This is a genomic window from Dyella sp. 01N448 (assembly GCF_056399225.1).
The window spans coordinates 1-18,513 of the sequence record NZ_JBFTQX010000025.1; the positions used below are offsets into that span (position 1 = coordinate 1).

Here is an 18,513-nt window from a genome sequence, read left to right on the forward strand (position 1 = left end):
TTCGAACGGCTGCCGCCGCTCGAGTCACTTTTCTTTTGCTGGCCCAAAAGATCCCTCGGGACTAGCTTCGCGTCGAAAGTAACCCAAAGAAAATGGCCTGATAACGCCCGCAGCATCGTGCTGGGATAAGCCCGAACGCTCGAGGCGCGTCTGATGGGACAACCTCCGAGGGTACACAGGGGATACCGCAAAGCGCTGCGCAACGCGCCCGAATCGCTGAGGACTTAAAGCGGGGCCTCGCTGCGCATCGGCTTCGGGCATCGCTCCGTCCTTTGCCGCGCCTGCCGCTTGTCTGTGGGAGCGCACCCTGTGCGCGACGGCCACGCTGGGGTGTACCGCTCCGTAGGTTTGTCGCGCACAGGGTGCGCTCCCACAAAGAGCGATCGCAAGATTGAATGGGCGTCACAGCGTGCGAAACCCTTGTAGGAGCGCACTCGTGCGCGACCGCAGCGCCGCGGTGGATCGCTCCGGTTGGTCGCGCACAAGTGCGCTCCTACAAAAGATCTGCCGGCCCGGGCCTGCAACACGGGACGCTGCCCGGCTCTTGATGTCGCTCGTGACCTTCGGGGTCCCCGTAACCCGACCGCGCACCTGGAGGGCCGCAGGCCCGGAAGGCGCGTCATCCGGGGGGGGCCTTCTCCCGGCCTTCCCAAAAAGGGGACTAGCTTTGCGTCGCGGGCAGGAGGACGGAAGCCCGCGGCAGGCGAGCCAGATCGCCGTATCGCTAAAACCAAACACCGGGGCGATGGATGATCAGCCAGTCGGCTGTCGAAAGGCGCGACCGATCCCCGTCCTTTCTGGGTGCGCCTGGGTGACGACCAAAACCTACCTGCGCTGGGCTCACACCAAAAACACACCCACCTCACCGCAACAACTTTCGCCCCCCAAACCCCCGTCACAGGGTTGACACTTGCGCACCGCAGCAAGACAATTCGCCCGCTACCGGGCGTTACGCGCCCTCAGTGGCCTCTGTCCTATCAACCCAAGGCATATGGACGTTTACCCTAGTCGCAACGTCGACATCCGCGAGCATCGGGTGCCGGCATTGCATAACAAGCTGATCTGCTGCGGCGACCGCCTGCGGTCGGCTGGCGCTTTCCTGGACTAGGGAAGACCGGCCCACCTCTGACGGCGCTGTTGGCGCCGTTAACGAGGAGAAAGGGCCATGAAGCTCCTTCGCGAATTCTTCCGCCTGCGCGTCGCACCCCGCGCGCTGGCAAGCCGTCGTGCGGATACCCGCCGTTCCTGGACGATCACTGTGCCTGCCCCGCTGGGCGAGGCGCAGTCTTCCCCGTCGTCCGACCTTCGTCATTCCGATGCCCCGCACGGCCGCCAGGCCGCGCGTTGGCAGGAACATGCTATTTCGCAAGCGCATCGTCATCTGCAACTGGTATCCAGTCACTGATGAAAACCTCGCCGCGCCTCGAGCTGCCGCGCAAGGGCTGGCCCCCACCAGTCCGCGGGCGTCGATTGCGACGAAGTTCGTAGCGCAGGCATTGGCGTCACGCGCGGGACAGGTCCCGCCGGCTCGCTGGTCCGGCTCAGATGTCACCGATTTCACGGAAGCGAGTCATGTTGAAGCACTCCACCCAGACCGTCGCAGGCAAGGCGGCCGGCACGAGCGCCGCCGCGCCGGTGCGCGTGGCCGTGGCGCAGGAAGCGTTCCGCCACAACGAGGCGCTGTATGCGGCGCTGGACACCAGTGCCGCCGGTCTGAACGAAGAGCAGATCTCCGAGCGCCTGGATCGCGACGGGCTCAACGAGGTGTCGCACGAGAAGCCGCCGCACTGGTCGGTGCAGTTGCTCACGGCGTTCAAGAACCCGTTCATCATCGTGCTGCTGGTGCTGGCCATCGTCCAGCTGGCGACGGACAGCTCCGATCTCACCGGCCCGATCATCATCGCGGTGATGGTGGGCATCAGCGTGCTGCTCAGCTTCACCCAGGAATACCGTTCGTCGAAGGCCGCGGAAAAGCTCAAGGCCATGGTGCGCAACACCGCCACGGTGACGCGTCGCGCGTCGGACGGCCATAGCGAGCGCATCGAAGTGCCGGTGAGCGAACTGGTCGCCGGCGACATCGTGCATCTCGCCGCCGGGGACATGGTGCCCGCGGATCTTCGCCTGGTATCGGCGAAGGACCTGTTCATCAGCCAGGCCATCCTCACCGGTGAATCGCTGCCGGTGGAGAAGTCCGCGCCCGCGCACCTGCATGGCGCCGACGAAATGGAAGGCGGCCAGCACGCTGACAATCCGCTGGATCTGCCCACCGTCTGCTACATGGGCACCAACGTGGTGAGCGGCACCTCCACTGCGGTGGTGGTGGCGACGGGTTCGCGCACCTACCTGGGTTCGCTGGCGCGCACCATCGTGGGCGAGCGCGTGCAGACCAGCTTCGATCGCGGCGTGAACAGCGTCAGCTGGCTGTTGATCCGTTTCATGCTGGTGATGGTACCGATCGTCCTGGCGATCAACTGGTACGACAAGGGCAGCTTCTGGGAAGCCTTCCTGTTCGCGCTGTCGGTGGCAGTGGGCCTGACGCCCGAGATGCTGCCGCTGATCGTCACGGCGAACCTGGCCAAGGGCGCCCTGGCGATGTCCAAGCGCAAGGTGGTGGTCAAGCGCCTCAATGCGATCCAGAACTTCGGTGCGATGGACGTGCTGTGCACGGACAAGACCGGCACGCTGACGCTGGACAAGATCGTGCTGGAACGTCACCTCGATCTGTACGGCGAGGAGTCGGACGAGGCGCTGGAATACGGCTATCTCAACAGCCGCTTCCAGACCGGCCTGAAGAACCTGATGGACAAGGCGGTGCTGACCCATCGCGACCTGGAAGTGGTCGCGCAGCACTACCGCATCGTCGACGAGATCCCGTTCGACTTCCAGCGCCGCCGCATGTCGGTAGTGCTGGGCAATGGCGATGGCAACGAGTTGCTGGTGTGCAAGGGCGCCGTCGAGGAAATGCTGTCGATCTGCGCGTCGGCCAAGGCCGGTGACGAGATCCTGCCGATGACGGACGAGATGCGTGCCGACATCAAGGCGATGACGCGCGGCCTCAACGAAGATGGTCTGCGCGTGCTCGTGGTCGCCATCAAGCGCCAGCCGCCGGCCGGCCGTGCCTATGGCGTGGCGGACGAAAGCAACCTGATCGCGGTCGGCTGCCTGGCGTTCCTCGATCCGCCGAAGGACAGCGCGGCCACCGCCATCGCGGCGCTGCATCACCACGGCGTCGAAGTGAAGGTCATCACCGGCGACAACGAGGCGGTGACGCGCAAGATCTGCCGCGAAGTGGGCCTGGACGTGGAGCACTCCGCGCAGGGCAAGCACATCGAGCCGTTGAACGACGACGAGCTCGACGCGCTGGTCAAGCGCACCACCGTGTTCGCCAAGATGTCGCCGCTGCAGAAGGCACGCGTGGTGAAGTCGCTGCAGCGCCAGGGCCACACCGTGGGTTTCCTGGGCGACGGCATCAACGACGCGCCCGCGCTGCGCGAAGCAGACGTGGGCATCTCGGTGGATACCGCCACCGATATCGCCAAGGAATCGGCGGACATCATCCTGCTCGAAAAGAACCTGATGGTGCTGGAAGAAGGCGTGATCGAAGGTCGCATCACCTTCGGCAACATCATCAAGTACATCAAGATGACCGCCAGCTCCAACTTCGGCAACATGTTCTCGGTGCTGGTGGCGAGCGCGTTCCTGCCGTTCCTGCCGATGCTGCCGTTGCAGATCCTGGTGCTTAATCTGCTGTATGACATCTCGCAGCTGTCGATCCCGTTCGACCGCATGGACGATGAGTACCTGCGCAAGCCGCGCAAGTGGGATGCCAGCGATATCGGCCGTTTCATGGTGTGGATCGGACCGGTCAGCTCGATCTTCGACATCACCACCTTCCTGCTGCTGTGGTATCTGTTCGGCGCCAATTCGAACGCGCACCAGTCGTTCTTCCAGTCGGGCTGGTTCATCGAAAGCCTGCTCACGCAGACGCTGATCGTGCACATGATCCGTACGCGCCGCATCCCGTTCCTGCAGAGCATCGCCTCGGCACCGGTGCTGGCCCTGACCACGGCGATCATCATCATCGGCATGCTGATCCCGTTCACGGCGATCGGCGGCAAGCTGGGCATGGTGCCGCTGCCGGGCATTTATTTCGGCTGGCTCGCGCTGACCGTGCTCACCTATTGCGTGCTGACGCAGTTGGTGAAGCTGGTTTACATCAAGCGGTACGGACGCTGGTTGTGAGGTGAGGGCGCGGCGGTAGAGTCTGCCGCGCCTCGCTAATTCGTCATTGCGGTTTGCCGGAATGACGGCAGCTATGCAACGCGAAATTTCGCCCTTGACGGGCAGTCACCAGCGTTTCCTTCAGTGCGACGCCGAGGCGTTTCGCTCCACACCAAAGACTCCCGCAAGGAAGTCCGCGGATGCTTCATGCATTCCGCCTACCCAAGGAGGTCGCGCCATGAAAGGCACCTTCGCTCTGCTCGATATCGCCGGCTACGTCGCCCTGCTGCTGTGGGGCACGCACATGGTCACCAGCGGCGTGCTGCGTGGCTACGGCAGCGCGTTGCGCCGCTGGATGGGTCGTTACCTCGGTCATCGTCCGGCCGCGCTGGGTTTCGGCGTGTGCGTCACGGCGATCCTGCAAAGCAGTACGGCCACCGGCCTGATGGCCACGTCGTTTGCCGCAAGCGGCTTTCTCGGTCTCGCGCCGGGTCTTGCCGTGATGCTCGGCGCCAACGTCGGTACCACGCTGATCGTGCAGGTGATGTCGTTCGATATCGCGGTGGTGGCGCCGGTGCTTATCCTGATCGGCTTCACCATCCATCGCCGCACCGACGATGTGAGTTACGAGAACATCGGCCGCGTCTCCATTGGTCTTGGGCTGATGCTGCTGGCGCTGCACCTGCTGGTGGGGGCGATGGCGCCGGTGGAAAACGCGCAGGTGCTGCGCGCCATCCTGCAGAGCCTGGCCAGCGAGCCGGTGCTCGCGATGCTGGTGGCCGCGCTGCTCACATGGGCCTGTCATTCGAGCGTGGCGGTGGTGTTGCTGATCGTCTCGCTGGCCAATGCGGGTGTGGTCGATGCCTCCGGTGCACTCGCGCTCGTGCTCGGCGCCAATCTCGGCGGCACCATTCCTGCCTTGATGGAAGCGCACACGCCGGTGGCGCGTCGCCTGCCGATGGGCAACCTGATGGTGCGAGCCTTCGGCTGCATCGTGTGCCTGCCGATGCTGCCGCTGCTGGCGCACTGGCTGGCACCGCTGGGCGCCTCGCCGGCGCGCATCGTGGTGAACTTCCATACGGCGTTCAATCTGTCGCTCGCTCTGCTCTTCATCGTGCCGGTGGAAAGGCTGGCGCGCCTGTTGGTGCGCCTGCTGCCCGATCCGCCCAAGCCGAACGATCCCGGCGTGCCGCAATACCTCGACGAGGGTGCGCTGGAAACGGCGAACGTCGCGCTGGCGAATGCCGCGCGCGAATCGATGCGCATGGCCGACATGGTGGAAGGCATGCTCACGGGGCTGGTGGAAGTGTTCGGCAAGGACGACCGCGCGCGGGCCACGGCGATCAGCCGCATGGACACCTCGCTGGATCGACTCGGCATGGCCATCCGTGAGTATCTCGCCGACCTCAACGGCGAAGCCTTGAACGAGGAGGACGGCGAGCGTAGCCAGGAGATCCTCGCGTTCGTGATCAACATCGAGCACATCGGCGACATCACCGCCAACAACCTGATGGAGTTCGCCGCCAAAAAGGCAGAGCGCGGCCAGGATTTTTCGGCCGAAGACATCCAGGACCTGGCCTTGATGCACACGCAGGTGATGGAAAGCCTGCGCCTGGGCCTCACCGTGTTCCTGCGCGGCGATGTGCGTGCAGCGCAGCAGCTGATGGCGCGCAAGGAGGTGCTGTGGAAGCTGGAGAACGAAGCGTCGGAGCGCCATATCCGTGCGCTGCGCGAACGTCGCGATGGCGGCGGCGGTGGAGACGTCTATCTGCGCATCTTGCGCGATCTCAAGCGTATTCACTCTCACCTGGCAGCACTCGCTTACCTGCCTTTGGAGCGCGCCGGTTTGCTGCAGGATCGCCTTGTTCGCGAGCCCGCGACGACCTGACGTAAGCCTCATTGGATAACGTACTCAACTTGTAACGGAGCAGCGGCACATTGGACCCGGACCCATCGACTGACATCGAAAATTCTTGCTGACCGAGTCGACCCCGCTACTGCGTTCACTCCCCCTGGAGTGACACCCGCACGCGGCGGCCGGCAACGGCCAGTCCGCGAGCGGGTCATGCGCTCGGTCTCCTGAAGAGACGCGCGCCATCCCCTTCGCAAACACTGCCTCATGGTCGATGACCGTGGCGGGCAGGCATGCCAAGTACTGCAAGGGGAATACCCATGACGCTACGCCTCACCTCGTTCTTCATCGCTCTCGCCGGTCTGTCCCTGGTTGCGTGTTCGCACCGCGCCGACGATCAGGCACCGTCGCCGCCGTTCGTGGAAGACCACGGCATGCTGCGTGTTCCCGCTGACTCCCCGCTGCGCAAGGCGCTCAGCATCGCACCGGTAGAGATGCGCGCCGCGCCTCATACGATGGTGTTTCCCGCCACGGTGGAATCGGATCCTGCGCGCACGGCCAACGTGGTGGTGCCGCTCACCGGTCGCATCACCGAGCTCAAGGTCGGGCTGGGCGATCATGTCGCGCGCAACCAGTTGCTGGCGGTGATCGAATCCGGCGATATGGCGCAGGCGTATGCCGATGTCGCCAAGGCCACGGACGCACTCGCGCTGGCAAAGAAAGGGCTCGATCGCGCGCGCGGCGTGCAACAGGCCGGTGGCAACGCGGTAAAGGACCTGGAAGCCGCACAAAGCACCTACAGCCAGGCCCAGGCCGAACTCGAACGCGCGCAGACGCGACTGCAATCGATCAATGTCGCCGGGCAGGCCGGCCCCTCGCGCAGCATCCGCATCACCGCACCGGTGAGCGGCTACGTGACGGCGCTGTCCGCCGCGCCCGGCACCTATGCCAACGACACCACCACGCCGTTGATGACGATCGCCGATCTCGATTCGGTGTGGATCACGGCGAACGTGCCGGAGGTGGACGTGGGCGGCATCGCCAGGGGGCAGGCCGTCGATGCGACGCTGTCGGCCTATCCCGATCAGGTGTTCCACGGCCAGGTGGGGTTCGTCAGCCAGGTGCTGCAGGCGGATACGCGTCGCGACATGGTGCGCGCGGTGTTCGCCAATACGGATGGACGGCTGAAGCCCAATATGTTCGCGAAGGCCAGCATCGCCGTGGCGCAACCGGCACAAGTGTTCGTGCCAGAGTCCGCCTTGCTGATGAACAACGACAACACCACGGTGTTCGTGGAAGTGTCGCCGTGGGCATTCGAGCGTCGCACGATCGTGCTGAGCTACGACGAGTCGACCGATGCACGCGTGGTCAAGGGGCTGAAGGCTGGCGATCGCGTGGTGGTGAAGGGCGGAGTCCTGCTCAATGATTAACGCGATCTTCCACTTCTGCTTCCAGAAGCGCGTGATCTTCCTGGTGGTGTCGGTGCTGGTGCTGTGCTTCGGCTACTACTCGTGGACGCAGCTGGCCATCGAGGCCTACCCGGAACTGAGCGACGTCACCGCGCAGGTCACCACCCAGGTGCCGGGCCTAGCCGCTGAAGAGATCGAGCAGCAGATCACCACGCCGCTGGAGCGCGCGCTGGCCGGCACGCCGGGTCTGGTGGCCATGCGCTCGAGCAGCACGTTCGGCCTGTCGTTGATCACCCTGGTGTTCAAGGACGGCGCCGAGGATTACTGGGAACGCCAGCGCGTGATGGAGCGCATCGCACAAGCCACGCTGCCGTCCGGCATCACGCCCAGCCTCGATCCCGTATCTGGTCCAGCGGGCGAGATCTATCGCTACACGCTCGAATCGAACAGCAAGAATCTGATGCAGCTGTCGGAGCTGCAGAGCTGGGTGGTGATACCCGCGCTGCAGAAGATCCCGGGCGTCGCCAACGTGGATATCTTTGGCGGCTTCACCAAGGAGTTCCAGCTGGAGCTCGACCCCGCGCAGCTGCTGCACTACGGCGTGAGCGTGAACCAGGTGACCGGCGCGATCTCCTCCAACACGGCCAACGCCGGCGGTGGACGCATCACGCGCGGCGATCAGTCGTACATCGTCCGTGGCATCGGCATGGTGCACACGCTGAAGGAACTGGGCGACATCGTGGTCACCCAGAGCAACGGCGTCCCCGTGCTGGTGCGTGACCTGGGCAAGCTGCAATACGGTCATCAGGTGCGCCAGGGCATTCTGGGCAAGGACAGCAATCCGGACACGATCGAAGGCATCGTCGACCTGCTGAAGTACGAGAACCCGTCGCGCGTGCTGGAGAACATCCACGCCACCGTCGCCGACCTCAACAGGCAGCTGGCCGCACAGGATGTGCGCATCGTGCCGTACATCGACCGCGACGACCTGGTGAACGCGACCAAGGAAAAAGTGCTGCACACCGTGATGGAAGGCGTCGGCCTGGTGTGCATCGTGCTCATCCTGTTCCTGGGCAGCCCGCGCTCGGCCATGGTGGCTGCGGTGGCGATTCCGATGTCGCTGGTGACCGTGTTCATCCTGATGCAGTTCACGCATATGCCGGCGAATCTGTTCTCGCTGGGTGCGATCGATTTCGGCGTGATCGTGGACGGCACGATCGTGGTGACCGAGGCCATCCTGCGGCGCCGCGAGGAGAGGCCCAATTCGGTGCTCACCGAAGACGATGTGATGACGGTGACCAAGCACGTGGGCCGCTCGATCTTCTTCGCCACGCTGATCATCATCACGGCGTATCTGCCGCTGTTCGCGTTCGAGCATGCCGAGGGCAAGCTGTTCCGGCCGATGGCGTTCACCGTGGGCTATGCCCTGCTGGCGGCGCTGCTGTGCACGGTCACGTTGACGCCCGGTCTGGCGTACTTTGCGCTGCGCAAACCGCGCAAGCTGTTCCGCAACAAGCCACTTGAGCGCCTGCAGGCGGGATATACGGCCTGGCTTGGCAAGCTGCTCGGCAAGTTGCCCGTGGTCTACACGGTGGCGGGCGTCGCCCTGGTCGGCGTGCTGCTGCTGGGCGCCACCATCGGTCGCGAATTCCTGCCGGACCTGGACGAAGGTTCGCTTTGGCTGCAGGTGCAGATGCCATCGGGCCTGTCACTGGACAAGGCCAGCGAGATGACGGCCGAGCTGCGTCGCGTGATCCGCGAGTTTCCCGAAGTGTCGTACGTGGTGACGCAGCTGGGTCGCAACGATACCGGCACCGATCCGTGGACGCCGTCGCACGTGGAAGCCGGCGTGGGGCTCAAGCCGTACGACACCTGGCCGCATGGCGAGGACAAGGCGGTCTTCCTGCGCCGCTTCAATGCACGCATGCAGCAGATACCCGGCGTGTCGGTGGGCATCAGCCAGCCCATCGTCGATGGCGAGAACGACATGATCGGCGGCGCGCACAGTCCGCTGGTGCTGCGCATCTATGGCGACGACTTCACCGAGCTGCGGCGCGTGGGCAACCAGATTGTCGATGTACTGCACGGCGTGCGCGGCACGGCCGAGGCGTCGATCTTCCAGGAGCCGCCGATCCCGCAGCTGGCGATCACCGCCGATCGCGACGCGGCAGCGCGCTACGGTATCAATATCGGCGACATCAGCAACCTGATCCAGACGGCTATTGGCGGCACGCCGGTGACCCAGGTCTATGTCGGCGACCGCATCTACAACGTGACCACGCGCGTGTCGAACGAGACCGCCAACAACCTCGAAGCGATCGGCCAGTTGCCGTTGAGTTCCGCCAGCGGCGCGCAGGTGCCGTTGAAGCAGGTGGCGGATATCCGTTTCAAGACCGGCGAGAGCACCATTGCGCACGAGCAGGGCAAGCGCCAGCTGACCATCCGCGTGGACAACCGCGATCGCGCGCTTTCCGAGTATCTGGCCGACGCGCAGCAGCAGATCGACGCCAAGGTGCATTTCGACAAGCAGAACTACAGCCTCCAGTGGGCCGGCACGTTCGAAAACCAGAAGCGCGCCCAGGCGCGGCTGGTGGTGGTGATGGCGCTGGTGATGGGCATCATGCTGGTGTTCCTGTTTGCCGAGTTCGGCAAGCTGCATCAGGCGGTGATGGTGTTGGCAGTGGTGCCGCTGGCTACCGTGGGCGGATTGATTTCGCTGCACCTGCGCGGCGAGACCTTGAACATCGCCACCGCGGTCGGCTTCATCGCACTGTTTGGCGTGGCGGTGCAGAACGGCATCATCATGATCGCCAACATCAACCGGGTGCGTAAGCACGGGCATGGGTTGCGCGATGCCGTTCTCGAAGGTGCGACCGAACGCTTTCGTCCCGTGCTGATGACGGCCACCGTGGCCAGCGTCGGCATGTTGCCCGCGGCGCTCGCCACCGGTGTTGGCACCGACGTGCAACGCGGTCTCGCCACTGTCGTGGTGGGCGGCCTGCCGATCGCCACGCTGCTGACGCTGTTCATCCTTCCGGGCTTCTACTTCGCTGTTGAGCGTGGCATCGAGCGCCATCGTCGCAAGCACCGTCCGCATCCCTCGCGGGAGCTGTGAACATGATCAAGACCACGTTTCGTCGTTCGCTACACGGCACGCTTGCCCTTGCCGTGGCCATCGCCTTGACCGGCTGCGCCGTGGGCCCGGACTACAAGCGGCCACAAGTGTCGTCGCAGGGTCAGTCGTACTCGCCCACGCCCATGGCCAGCGATACAGCATCAGTCGCTGGACCGGGCGGCGAAGCGCAGCATGTGCTCGCCTCGATGGATATCCCCGGGCAGTGGTGGACGCTGTTTCACTCCGGGCCGCTCAACGGCCTGATCGATGACGCGCTCAGGCACAATGCCGATATCGAAGCCGCGCACGCATCGCTGCAGGCGGCCTGGGAGTCGGTGTATGCGCAGCGCGGGGCATACTTTCCCACGATCAACGCGAGCGCGAATCCCACGCGTCAGGACTTTGCCAACGACGTGGCCAGCGGCGTGGCATCGAACGCTGATTTGTACACGCTGACCACGGCGCAGGTGAGTGTGTCCTATGTGCTCGATATCTGGGGCGCCAACCGCCGACAGGTCGAATCGCTCACGGCACAGGCCAATCAACAGCGCTTTCAGCTGGAGGCGACCTACCTCAGCCTGACCAGCAATGTGGTGAACACGGCCATCCAGGAAGCCTCGCTGCGAGCGCAGATCGAACTGACCCACAAGATCATCGACGAACAGGAAAAGATCCTCGGCACCTTGCAGCGCCAACAGGCGCTGGGAGATGTATCCGAAGCGGCCATTGCCGCGCAGGTCGCCACGCTGGAACAGAGTCGTGCCAGCCTGCCGCCGCTGGACAAGCAGCTCGCGCAACAGCGTGACCTGCTGGCAACACTGACGGGACGCACGCCGGACCAGCGCATCGATGCGCAGTTCGACCTTGACGGCCTGCAGCTGCCCACTCAGTTGCCACTGAGCCTGCCGGCCCAGCTGGTCGAGCAGCGCCCCGATGTGCGCGCATCCGAAGAGCAGCTGCATTCGGCCAGTGCGCAGGTTGGCGTGGCGATCGCCAATCGTCTCCCCAATGTGCAGATCAATGCGTCGCTTGGCACGGCGTCGGAGAAGACCAGCCAATTGTTCACCGCGGCCAGCGGCTTCTGGGCCGTGGGCGCCTCGGTGACGCAGCCGCTGTTCGACGGCGGCACGCTCAAGCACAAGCAGCGCGGCGCGGAAGCGGCGTATCGACAGGCGGCAGCTCAATACCGCAGCACCGTGCTCGGCGCCGTGCAGAACGTGGCCGATACCTTGCACGCCATCGACGCGGACGCTCGCACACTCGTTGCTGCCGAGCGCGCCGAACAAGCGGCGGCGCGCAGCCTCGACATCGCAAAACGCCAGTTGACGCTCGGCGATATCAGCGAAAGCGCCATGCTCAACGCACAGCTCACCTGGCAGCAGGCGGCGTTGAGCCTGGTGCAGGCGAGGGCGGCGCGTTATTCCGATACGGTGGCGCTGTTCCAGTCGCTGGGTGGCGGCTGGTGGCACAGGCAGGATGCGGGCAATGTGGCGGATGCCAAGTCACCTTGAGTTCCGCCGCTGGCAGCGTCAGTCCTGCAGTTCGACGTCCAGGCTGTCGAGCAGGGCCACCGCCTCGGGCAACGAGAAGCGTGCGCGCTTGATGTCGTTGTTGAAGATGTCGATGCGATAGTTCTGCGCGCCGCTGAAATTGGCGCCGACCAGCCGGGTGCGGGCGAACACGCTGTCGCGCAGGTCGGTGTCGCTGAAGTCCGCGTCCTCACCATTGGCATCGGTGAAATCGACATCGATCGCGCGGCAATCGATCAAGGCAAACTCGCGCAGGTCCAGCCCGAAGAATGACGAGTCGTTCAGTACGCAGCGCTTGAACACCCATGCCTTGGCCGTGCGTAGGCGTGGCCAGTGCGCCTTCGTCCAGTTGATGCCAACCATCTTGCAGTCGGTGAAGCGGGTACCGTCGAAGCCGCTGCCGGTGAGCACGGCCAGGCTCAGATTGCAGTCCTGGAATTCGCAGTCGCTGAAGCGGCACCGGGCGAGCGTCGCCTCGCTGAAGTTGCAGCGGGTGAAGCTGCAGTCGCGAAAGCGGATGCCATCGAGGGTGGCGCCGACCAGATCGAGGTCCGCCAACGACTCATCGTCATATTCGCGTTCGCTGAGGACGTGATCGGCCATGCGTTGAAGGCTTCAGCGTGAACCGGACTCGCACGCCACGCGTCGCTTGTGCCGCCACCACAGCACCAGCGCCACGATCAGGGCGGCGCCGCCGACCAGCCACAGGCCGTTCTGGCCACGGTGGATCCACATGGCCAGCCACTCGTGGTTGTCGGCGCCCAGGTAGCCGAGATAAACCCAGATCGGCACGCTGATCAGCGCGGCCAAGCCATCGAGCAGGAAGAAGCGCAGAAACGACACGCGATGCGTGGAGCCGGCCGTGATGAACACGGCGGTGCGCATGCCCGGCAGGAAGCGCGCGATGAACATCAGGCGATTGCCATAGCGCTCGAATTTCTCCTGCACCTTGGCGTAGCGCTCCGGCGTGAGCACGCGCGCGACAAAACGGATCTTGAGGATGCGTGCGCCGAAATGATGGCCGAGCAGGAACATGCCGGCATCACCGATCAGCACGCCGGCCATGCCGACGCCGAACATGGTGTGCACATTGGCGTAGCCCAGACCGGCGATCACGCCACCGGCGACCAGGGTGATGTCTTCGGGCAAGGGTACGCCGGCGCCGCACAGCAACAACGCGATGAATACCGCGAGGTAGCCGTTTTCGGCGAACACCGTGACCAGTCGTTCAAGTAGTTCCATCACCATCCATGCCCGGGCGGACTACCCATGCCTCACTAAGGGTCGATGATCCCATATGAAGACGTCCGTACGCTTGCGCTGGCGCACCTCGCTACGCTCCCTGTGGGCTGAGGCGCAATCTTGCAGGGCCAATAGTTAGAACCCTGTTCTTTTCATGCCGAGGCGGCATGCAGCGGCCACTGTGTCAGGCAGGTTACGCCGGGGGAGTGACCACGCGCCGGGCCAGCAACTCGCGCAGTTCAGCCTTTTCCGCGCTGTCGAGCGTGCCATCGCGGCTCTTGGCGGTGAGCCAGTCCCGGCGCTGGATCACGGCCTGTTCTTCCATGCGTTGCAGTGCGCCGAAGAACTCCGCGCGCTGGGCCTCCGGCTCGCCGACCACCAGGGCCGCCATCAGCTTCTGCAGGGCGGGGTATTCGGGCCGTTCGGCGAAATGTTCCACCAGCACGGCGGGGTTGATGCCCGGACGCGAGCGGGCCGTGTCGATCAGTTCGGCCAGCAGTTCCACGCCGGGTTTGTCCAGGCGCAGGAAGCCATAGGGTCGTTCCACCTGGTCGGCCATGCCCGGCTGTGCCAGCAGCGAAGCGATCGCGCTGCGTACCAGCGAGCGCTGCGCCACGGTGGGCCGCTGCAGCGCAGAGCGCGGCGCGGGCGTGGTGTCCAGCGTGGCGCGTGCGCCGGTGCGCTTCTCCAGCTCCTGCGCCATCAGATCGCGGAACGCGCCATCGGGCAGCCGGGCGATCAGCGGACGCGCGCGTTCGGCGAGGCGGGCGCGGCCGTCGAGGCTGGCGGTATCCACGTCGTGCGCCAGTTCGCCGAAGAAATATTCGGAGAGCGGCGTGGCGGCTTTGAGGCGCCTCTCGAAACCATCCTTGCCTTCCTTGCGGATCAGCGTGTCGGGATCTTCGCCATCGGGCAGGAACAGGAAGTACGCCTGGCGTCCGTCGCGCAGTCGCGGCAGCGCCGCTTCCAGCGCCTTCCATGCGGCAGCGCGACCCGCGCGATCGCCGTCGAAGCAGAACACCACGTCGGGCGCGGCGCGGAACAGCACTTCGGTGTGCTCGGGCGTGGTGGCCGTGCCCAGGGTGGCGACTGCGATCGGCAGCCCCGCCTGATGCATGGCGATCACGTCCATATAACCCTCGACCACCACGATGCGCGTGAGGCTGGGATTGGCCTGCTTCACCTGCCACAGCGCGAACAGTTCGCGGCCCTTGTGGAATAGCGGCGTTTCGGGCGAATTTAGGTACTTGGGGCCGGGCTCTTTTTGAGGAGTGCGGGCAGGGATGCCCGCTTCTTGACCTTCGCGCGCAGGAGGCGCGCTGGAAATAATGCGGCCGCCAAAGGCGATCACGCGACCGCGGCGATCAAGGATCGGAAACATCAAGCGTTCGCGGAATCGGTCGTAGCGGCTGCCGCGTTCGCTGCTCGCCACCATGCCCGCTTCGTTGAGCAGCTGCATGCGCTTATCGCTGCCGCCCAGCGCCTTGATCACGCCGTCAAAACCCGCCGGTGCCCAGCCGATGCGAAAACGCTGGATGGTCTGCGCATCGAGCCCCCGCTTCTTGCAGTAGGCCTGCGCGTCGGCGTTCTTGGGCAGCTCTTTTTCGTACCAGCCCGCCGCTGCATCAAGCAGGGCGTAGAGGTCGGTCTTGTCCTCGCGCTGGACGCGGTCGTCGCCGCCTTCGCGCGGCACGGTGAGCCCCACTGACTGCGCCAGTTCCTCCACCGCATCGGGGAATTCCAGGCGCTCATAGTCCATCAGGAACTTCACCGCGCTGCCGTGCGCGCCGCAGCCAAAGCAGTGGAAGAACTGCTTGGCGGGGCTCACGTAGAACGACGGCGTGCGCTCGTTGTGGAACGGACAGCAGGCCGTCCACTCGCGTCCCGCCTTCTTCAACGGCACGCGTCGCTCGATCACGTCGACGATGTCGACGCGAGTCAGCAATTCGTCGATGAAGCTGTCAGGGATACGTCCGCGCATAGTTACGTAGTCTATCGGTTGCGCACGTCGATGGCCGCTTTCACCCCCAGTTCGGGCCTCGCCAGCCACTGCGCCTGTCATCGGGCTGCCTTATGCTCCGATCGAAGCGTTGCGATGGCCGGGGGTGCCATGGGAAATGTGCTGGAAATGGCCAGATCGGGCCTGCAGGTACGGTTTCGACCGGCTGCGCCCGAAGACGCCGCGGTAGCCGTGCCATTGATCTACAGCTCGGGCCCGGTGGCGTTCGATTACGTGTTCACCACCCGCGATGGCGGCGATGCGCAGGCCTTCCTGCAGCACTGTTTTGTCGATGGCGCCGGCGAGTTTGGCTGGCGCAACCACTGGGTGGGCGTTGCCGAGGGCAAGGTGGTGGCGGTGGGCGCGGGCTTTGGCGCCGATGCGAAATGGCCGTTTACCCTGGCCGCGGCCAGGCAGATCATCCGCCACTACGGACTGCGCCGGGGGCTGGGCGTCATGGCACGTGGGCTGCGCGTGGAATCGGTGATCCAGCCGCCCCAGGACGATATGCACTACCTGGCGCATCTCGCGGTGCTGCCCGAGCTACGTGGCCACGGCATCGGCCGCGCACTCATCGATCAGCTGGTGGGCGCCGCACGCGAGACCGGACGCAGCCGCGTCACGCTGGATGTTGCCGCAAGCAATCCCAGGGCCGAGGCCCTCTACCGGCGCGCCGGTTTCAAGGTCGTGGGCGAGCGCATGTCACGACTCGCCAACGAACGCGGCCGGGTGCCCGACCACCGGCGCATGGAACGCATCATCGACTAGGGCGCGAGCCGGCCCTAGACCATGTGGATGACGCCGATGACGGCCAGCAGGGCCAGCAAGAACAGGATGATGAAGATCGCGAACAGCACCTTGGCGATCGCGCCGGTCGCGCCGGACAAGGTGCCGAAACCCAGCCAGCCGGTCACCAGCGAGACGATGGCGAGGATGATGGCCCACTTAAGCATGTGTCACTCCCATTGACGAAGGGCACCGGCGCAGCCGGTGGCCGTGCCGTTTTAGGGGCCCGACTGTGAAGGCCGTGCAGCTTCGTTGTGGAGGTAGTGCAAGTGCCGGGGCATCGCGCCAGGCGATGCACCGGGGCGCGCCCGCAGGCGGGGCGCGCTGTTCGATGAGGTGTAACGCCAGCGGGCGTCGAAGCCAGGCGATCAGCCGGCCAGGCGCGCCTTGATGCGGCCGGACACCACGCCCATGTCGGCGCGGCCGGCAGCCTTTTCCTTTACGGCGGCCACCACCTTGCCCATGTCGCGCGCCGAGCTGGCGCCCGTTTCGGCAATGGCGGCGGTGATCAGCGCGTCGATTTCCTCATCGCCAAGCTTGGTCGGCAGGTAGGTGTCGATCACCACCATCTCGGCGCGTTCGATGTCGGCCAGGTCCGTGCGGTTGGCGGCCTCGAACTGGGTGATCGAATCCTTGCGCTGCTTGACCATCTTCTCCAGCACGGCCAGCGTCTGCACGTCGTCGAGCTCGATGCGCTCGTCCACTTCGCGCTGCTTGATCGCGGCCAGGATCAGGCGGATCACGCCCAGGCGATCTTTCTCGCCGCCACGCATGGCGGTCTTCATGTCGTCGGTGAGCTGCTGCTTCAGGGTCATGAGGATTTTCCTTGGGAAACACAAAAGCCGGCGTTGCACTGGGCAACGCCGGCTAGTGTAGGTCTGCGAAGACACAGCGGCAGCGGATGGACGCGCCAGCTGCCTGGCTACCTGTCATGGCGCCTGGGCGCCACGAGAACCTCGGATCGTCCGCAGGGCGGACGAGGAGGCTCAGTACAGACGCGTACGACGCGACGTGTCGCGCGAGAGGCGACGCAGGTGACGCTTCACCGCGGCAGCGCGCTTGCGCTTACGCTCCTGGGTCGGCTTCTCATAGAACTCGCGCTTGCGGGTTTCAGCCAGGACGCCGGCCTTTTCGCAGGTGCGCTTGAAGCGACGGAGGGCAAGCTCGAACGGCTCGTTCTCGCGGACTTTTACGCTGGGCATGGAGACTCCAAGTGTTAGACTGGCTCGCCTGAACGAGCCGTTTGAATACGGTGAGCCGCGAAGTATAACGTGGAAACGACAGCAATTTCAAAGCCCCAGTACGAGCCGCCGGCAAACAAGCCGGTACTGGGCATCGAGACCTCTTGCGACGAGACCGGCGTAGCCCTGCTGCGCTGGGAACCGGGCGCGCCTGGCCATGGCCTGCTTTCACATACGCTTTACAGCCAGATCAAGCTCCACGCCGAATACGGCGGGGTCGTGCCGGAGCTGGCCAGTCGCGACCACGTGCGCAAACTGCTGCCTTTGGTGCGCGAAGCGATGGCCCAGGCTGGCTTGACGCCGGCCGACCTGGGAGGGGTAGCTTACACCGCCGGTCCAGGTCTCGTCGGGGCGCTGCTGGTCGGCGCCTCCGCGGCCCGTGCCATGGCCTGGGCGCTCGGTGTGCCGGCCATCGGCGTGCACCACATGGAAGGCCACCTGCTGGCCCCGCTGCTGGAGGACAACCCGCCCGAGCCGCCGTTCGTGGCGCTGCTGGTGTCCGGCGGCCATTCGATGCTGGTGGAAGTCAAAGCCATTGGCGAATACAAGATCCTCGGCGACACCCTGGACGACGCCGCCGGCGAAGCGTTCGACAAGACCGCCAAGCTGATGGGTCTGCCGTACCCCGGCGGTCCGGCGCTGGCCAAGCTGGCGCAGCAGGGTCGTCCCGGCGTGTTCCGCTTCTCCCGCCCGATGACCGACCGCCCCGGCCTGGATTTCAGCTTCTCCGGGCTCAAGACCCAGGTGCTGCTGGCCTGGCAGAACTCGGACCAGACCGAGCAGACCCGCGCCGACGTGGCGCGTGCATTCGAAGAAGCGATCGTCGACACCATGATCATCAAGTGCCGTCGCGCCCTGCAGGCCAGCGGCGCCAAGCGGCTGGTGATCGCCGGTGGCGTGGGCGCCAACCAGCATCTGCGGGCCGAACTGGCGGCAGCGGGTGCGAAGGATGGTTTCCAGGTGTATTTCCCGCGCCTGGCGTTCTGCACGGACAACGGCGCCATGATCGCCCTGGCCGGCGCCATCCGTCTTGCGCATGGACAGCATCAGGATGAGACCGTGCAGGTGTATCCGCGCTGGGACCTGGAAACGCTGCCGCCGGCCACGTAACGACACCCA

At 65.0% G+C, this 18,513-nt stretch carries 14 protein-coding genes; 8 read left to right on the forward strand and 6 right to left on the reverse strand.

From position 1 onward, the window contains the following. Positions 1-1,165: 1,165 nt before the first annotated feature. From AC1DKY_RS20890 to AC1DKY_RS20915, 6 genes are all read left to right on the forward strand, one after another. Entirely contained in the window at positions 1,166-1,405 is a 240-nt protein-coding gene (locus AC1DKY_RS20890; RefSeq protein ID WP_441605193.1) for a hypothetical protein, read from the forward strand. A gap of 167 nt (positions 1,406-1,572) precedes the next feature. Next, a complete protein-coding gene (mgtA, locus tag AC1DKY_RS20895; RefSeq protein ID WP_441605194.1) occupies positions 1,573-4,242 on the forward strand; it encodes a magnesium-translocating P-type ATPase in 2,670 nt (889 codons plus the stop codon). Between the two features lie 217 nt (positions 4,243-4,459). Further along, positions 4,460-6,109 (forward strand): Na/Pi cotransporter family protein, encoded by a 1,650-nt coding sequence (locus AC1DKY_RS20900; protein WP_441605195.1) that lies wholly within the window; start codon positions 4,460-4,462, stop codon positions 6,107-6,109. Positions 6,110-6,393: 284 nt separating this feature from the next. Continuing rightward, the gene (locus AC1DKY_RS20905) at positions 6,394-7,503 is read left to right on the forward strand and encodes an efflux RND transporter periplasmic adaptor subunit (RefSeq protein ID WP_441605196.1); all 1,110 of its coding nucleotides are present in this window, start codon (positions 6,394-6,396) and stop codon (positions 7,501-7,503) included. Continuing rightward, complete coding sequence (locus AC1DKY_RS20910) at positions 7,496-10,597, forward strand: efflux RND transporter permease subunit (RefSeq protein WP_441605197.1); 3,102 nt, start codon at positions 7,496-7,498, stop codon at positions 10,595-10,597. The genes AC1DKY_RS20905 and AC1DKY_RS20910 overlap by 8 nt, the downstream gene beginning before the upstream one ends. A 2-nt stretch (positions 10,598-10,599) precedes the next feature. After that, complete coding sequence (locus AC1DKY_RS20915) at positions 10,600-12,108, forward strand: efflux transporter outer membrane subunit (protein WP_441605198.1); 1,509 nt, start codon at positions 10,600-10,602, stop codon at positions 12,106-12,108. 18 nt (positions 12,109-12,126) lie between these two features. Here AC1DKY_RS20915 and AC1DKY_RS20920 read toward each other — a convergent pair whose 3' ends face one another. From AC1DKY_RS20920 to dnaG, 3 genes are all read right to left on the reverse strand, one after another. Beyond that, a complete protein-coding gene (locus tag AC1DKY_RS20920) occupies positions 12,127-12,729 on the reverse strand; it encodes a pentapeptide repeat-containing protein (RefSeq protein ID WP_477180041.1) in 603 nt (200 codons plus the stop codon). 12 nt (positions 12,730-12,741) lie between these two features. Beyond that, positions 12,742-13,368 (reverse strand): DedA family protein, encoded by a 627-nt coding sequence (locus tag AC1DKY_RS20925; RefSeq protein WP_046972420.1) that lies wholly within the window; start codon positions 13,366-13,368, stop codon positions 12,742-12,744. Positions 13,369-13,561: 193 nt separating this feature from the next. Then, positions 13,562-15,349 (reverse strand): DNA primase, encoded by a 1,788-nt coding sequence (gene dnaG / locus AC1DKY_RS20930; protein WP_441605200.1) that lies wholly within the window; start codon positions 15,347-15,349, stop codon positions 13,562-13,564. Between the two features lie 147 nt (positions 15,350-15,496). On the opposite strand from dnaG, the gene AC1DKY_RS20935 reads away from it, so the two are divergent. Beyond that, positions 15,497-16,135, forward strand: a complete 639-nt coding sequence (locus AC1DKY_RS20935) for a GNAT family N-acetyltransferase (protein ID WP_441605201.1) — start codon at positions 15,497-15,499, stop codon at positions 16,133-16,135. A gap of 14 nt (positions 16,136-16,149) precedes the next feature. Here the strand turns inward: AC1DKY_RS20935 and AC1DKY_RS20940 are convergent, their stop codons facing one another. From AC1DKY_RS20940 to rpsU, 3 genes are all read right to left on the reverse strand, one after another. Further along, the gene (locus AC1DKY_RS20940) at positions 16,150-16,320 is read right to left on the reverse strand and encodes a DUF1328 family protein (protein ID WP_046972381.1); all 171 of its coding nucleotides are present in this window, start codon (positions 16,318-16,320) and stop codon (positions 16,150-16,152) included. A 201-nt stretch (positions 16,321-16,521) separates the two neighbouring features. Next, entirely contained in the window at positions 16,522-16,968 is a 447-nt protein-coding gene (locus tag AC1DKY_RS20945) for a GatB/YqeY domain-containing protein (protein WP_441605202.1), read from the reverse strand. Between the two features lie 171 nt (positions 16,969-17,139). Beyond that, entirely contained in the window at positions 17,140-17,355 is a 216-nt protein-coding gene (gene rpsU / locus AC1DKY_RS20950) for a 30S ribosomal protein S21 (protein ID WP_014404075.1), read from the reverse strand. Between the two features lie 69 nt (positions 17,356-17,424). Here rpsU and tsaD point away from each other — a divergent pair, with 69 nt between their 5' ends. Next, positions 17,425-18,504, forward strand: a complete 1,080-nt coding sequence (tsaD, locus tag AC1DKY_RS20955) for a tRNA (adenosine(37)-N6)-threonylcarbamoyltransferase complex transferase subunit TsaD (protein WP_441605203.1) — start codon at positions 17,425-17,427, stop codon at positions 18,502-18,504. The last annotated feature ends 9 nt before the right edge of the window (positions 18,505-18,513 follow it).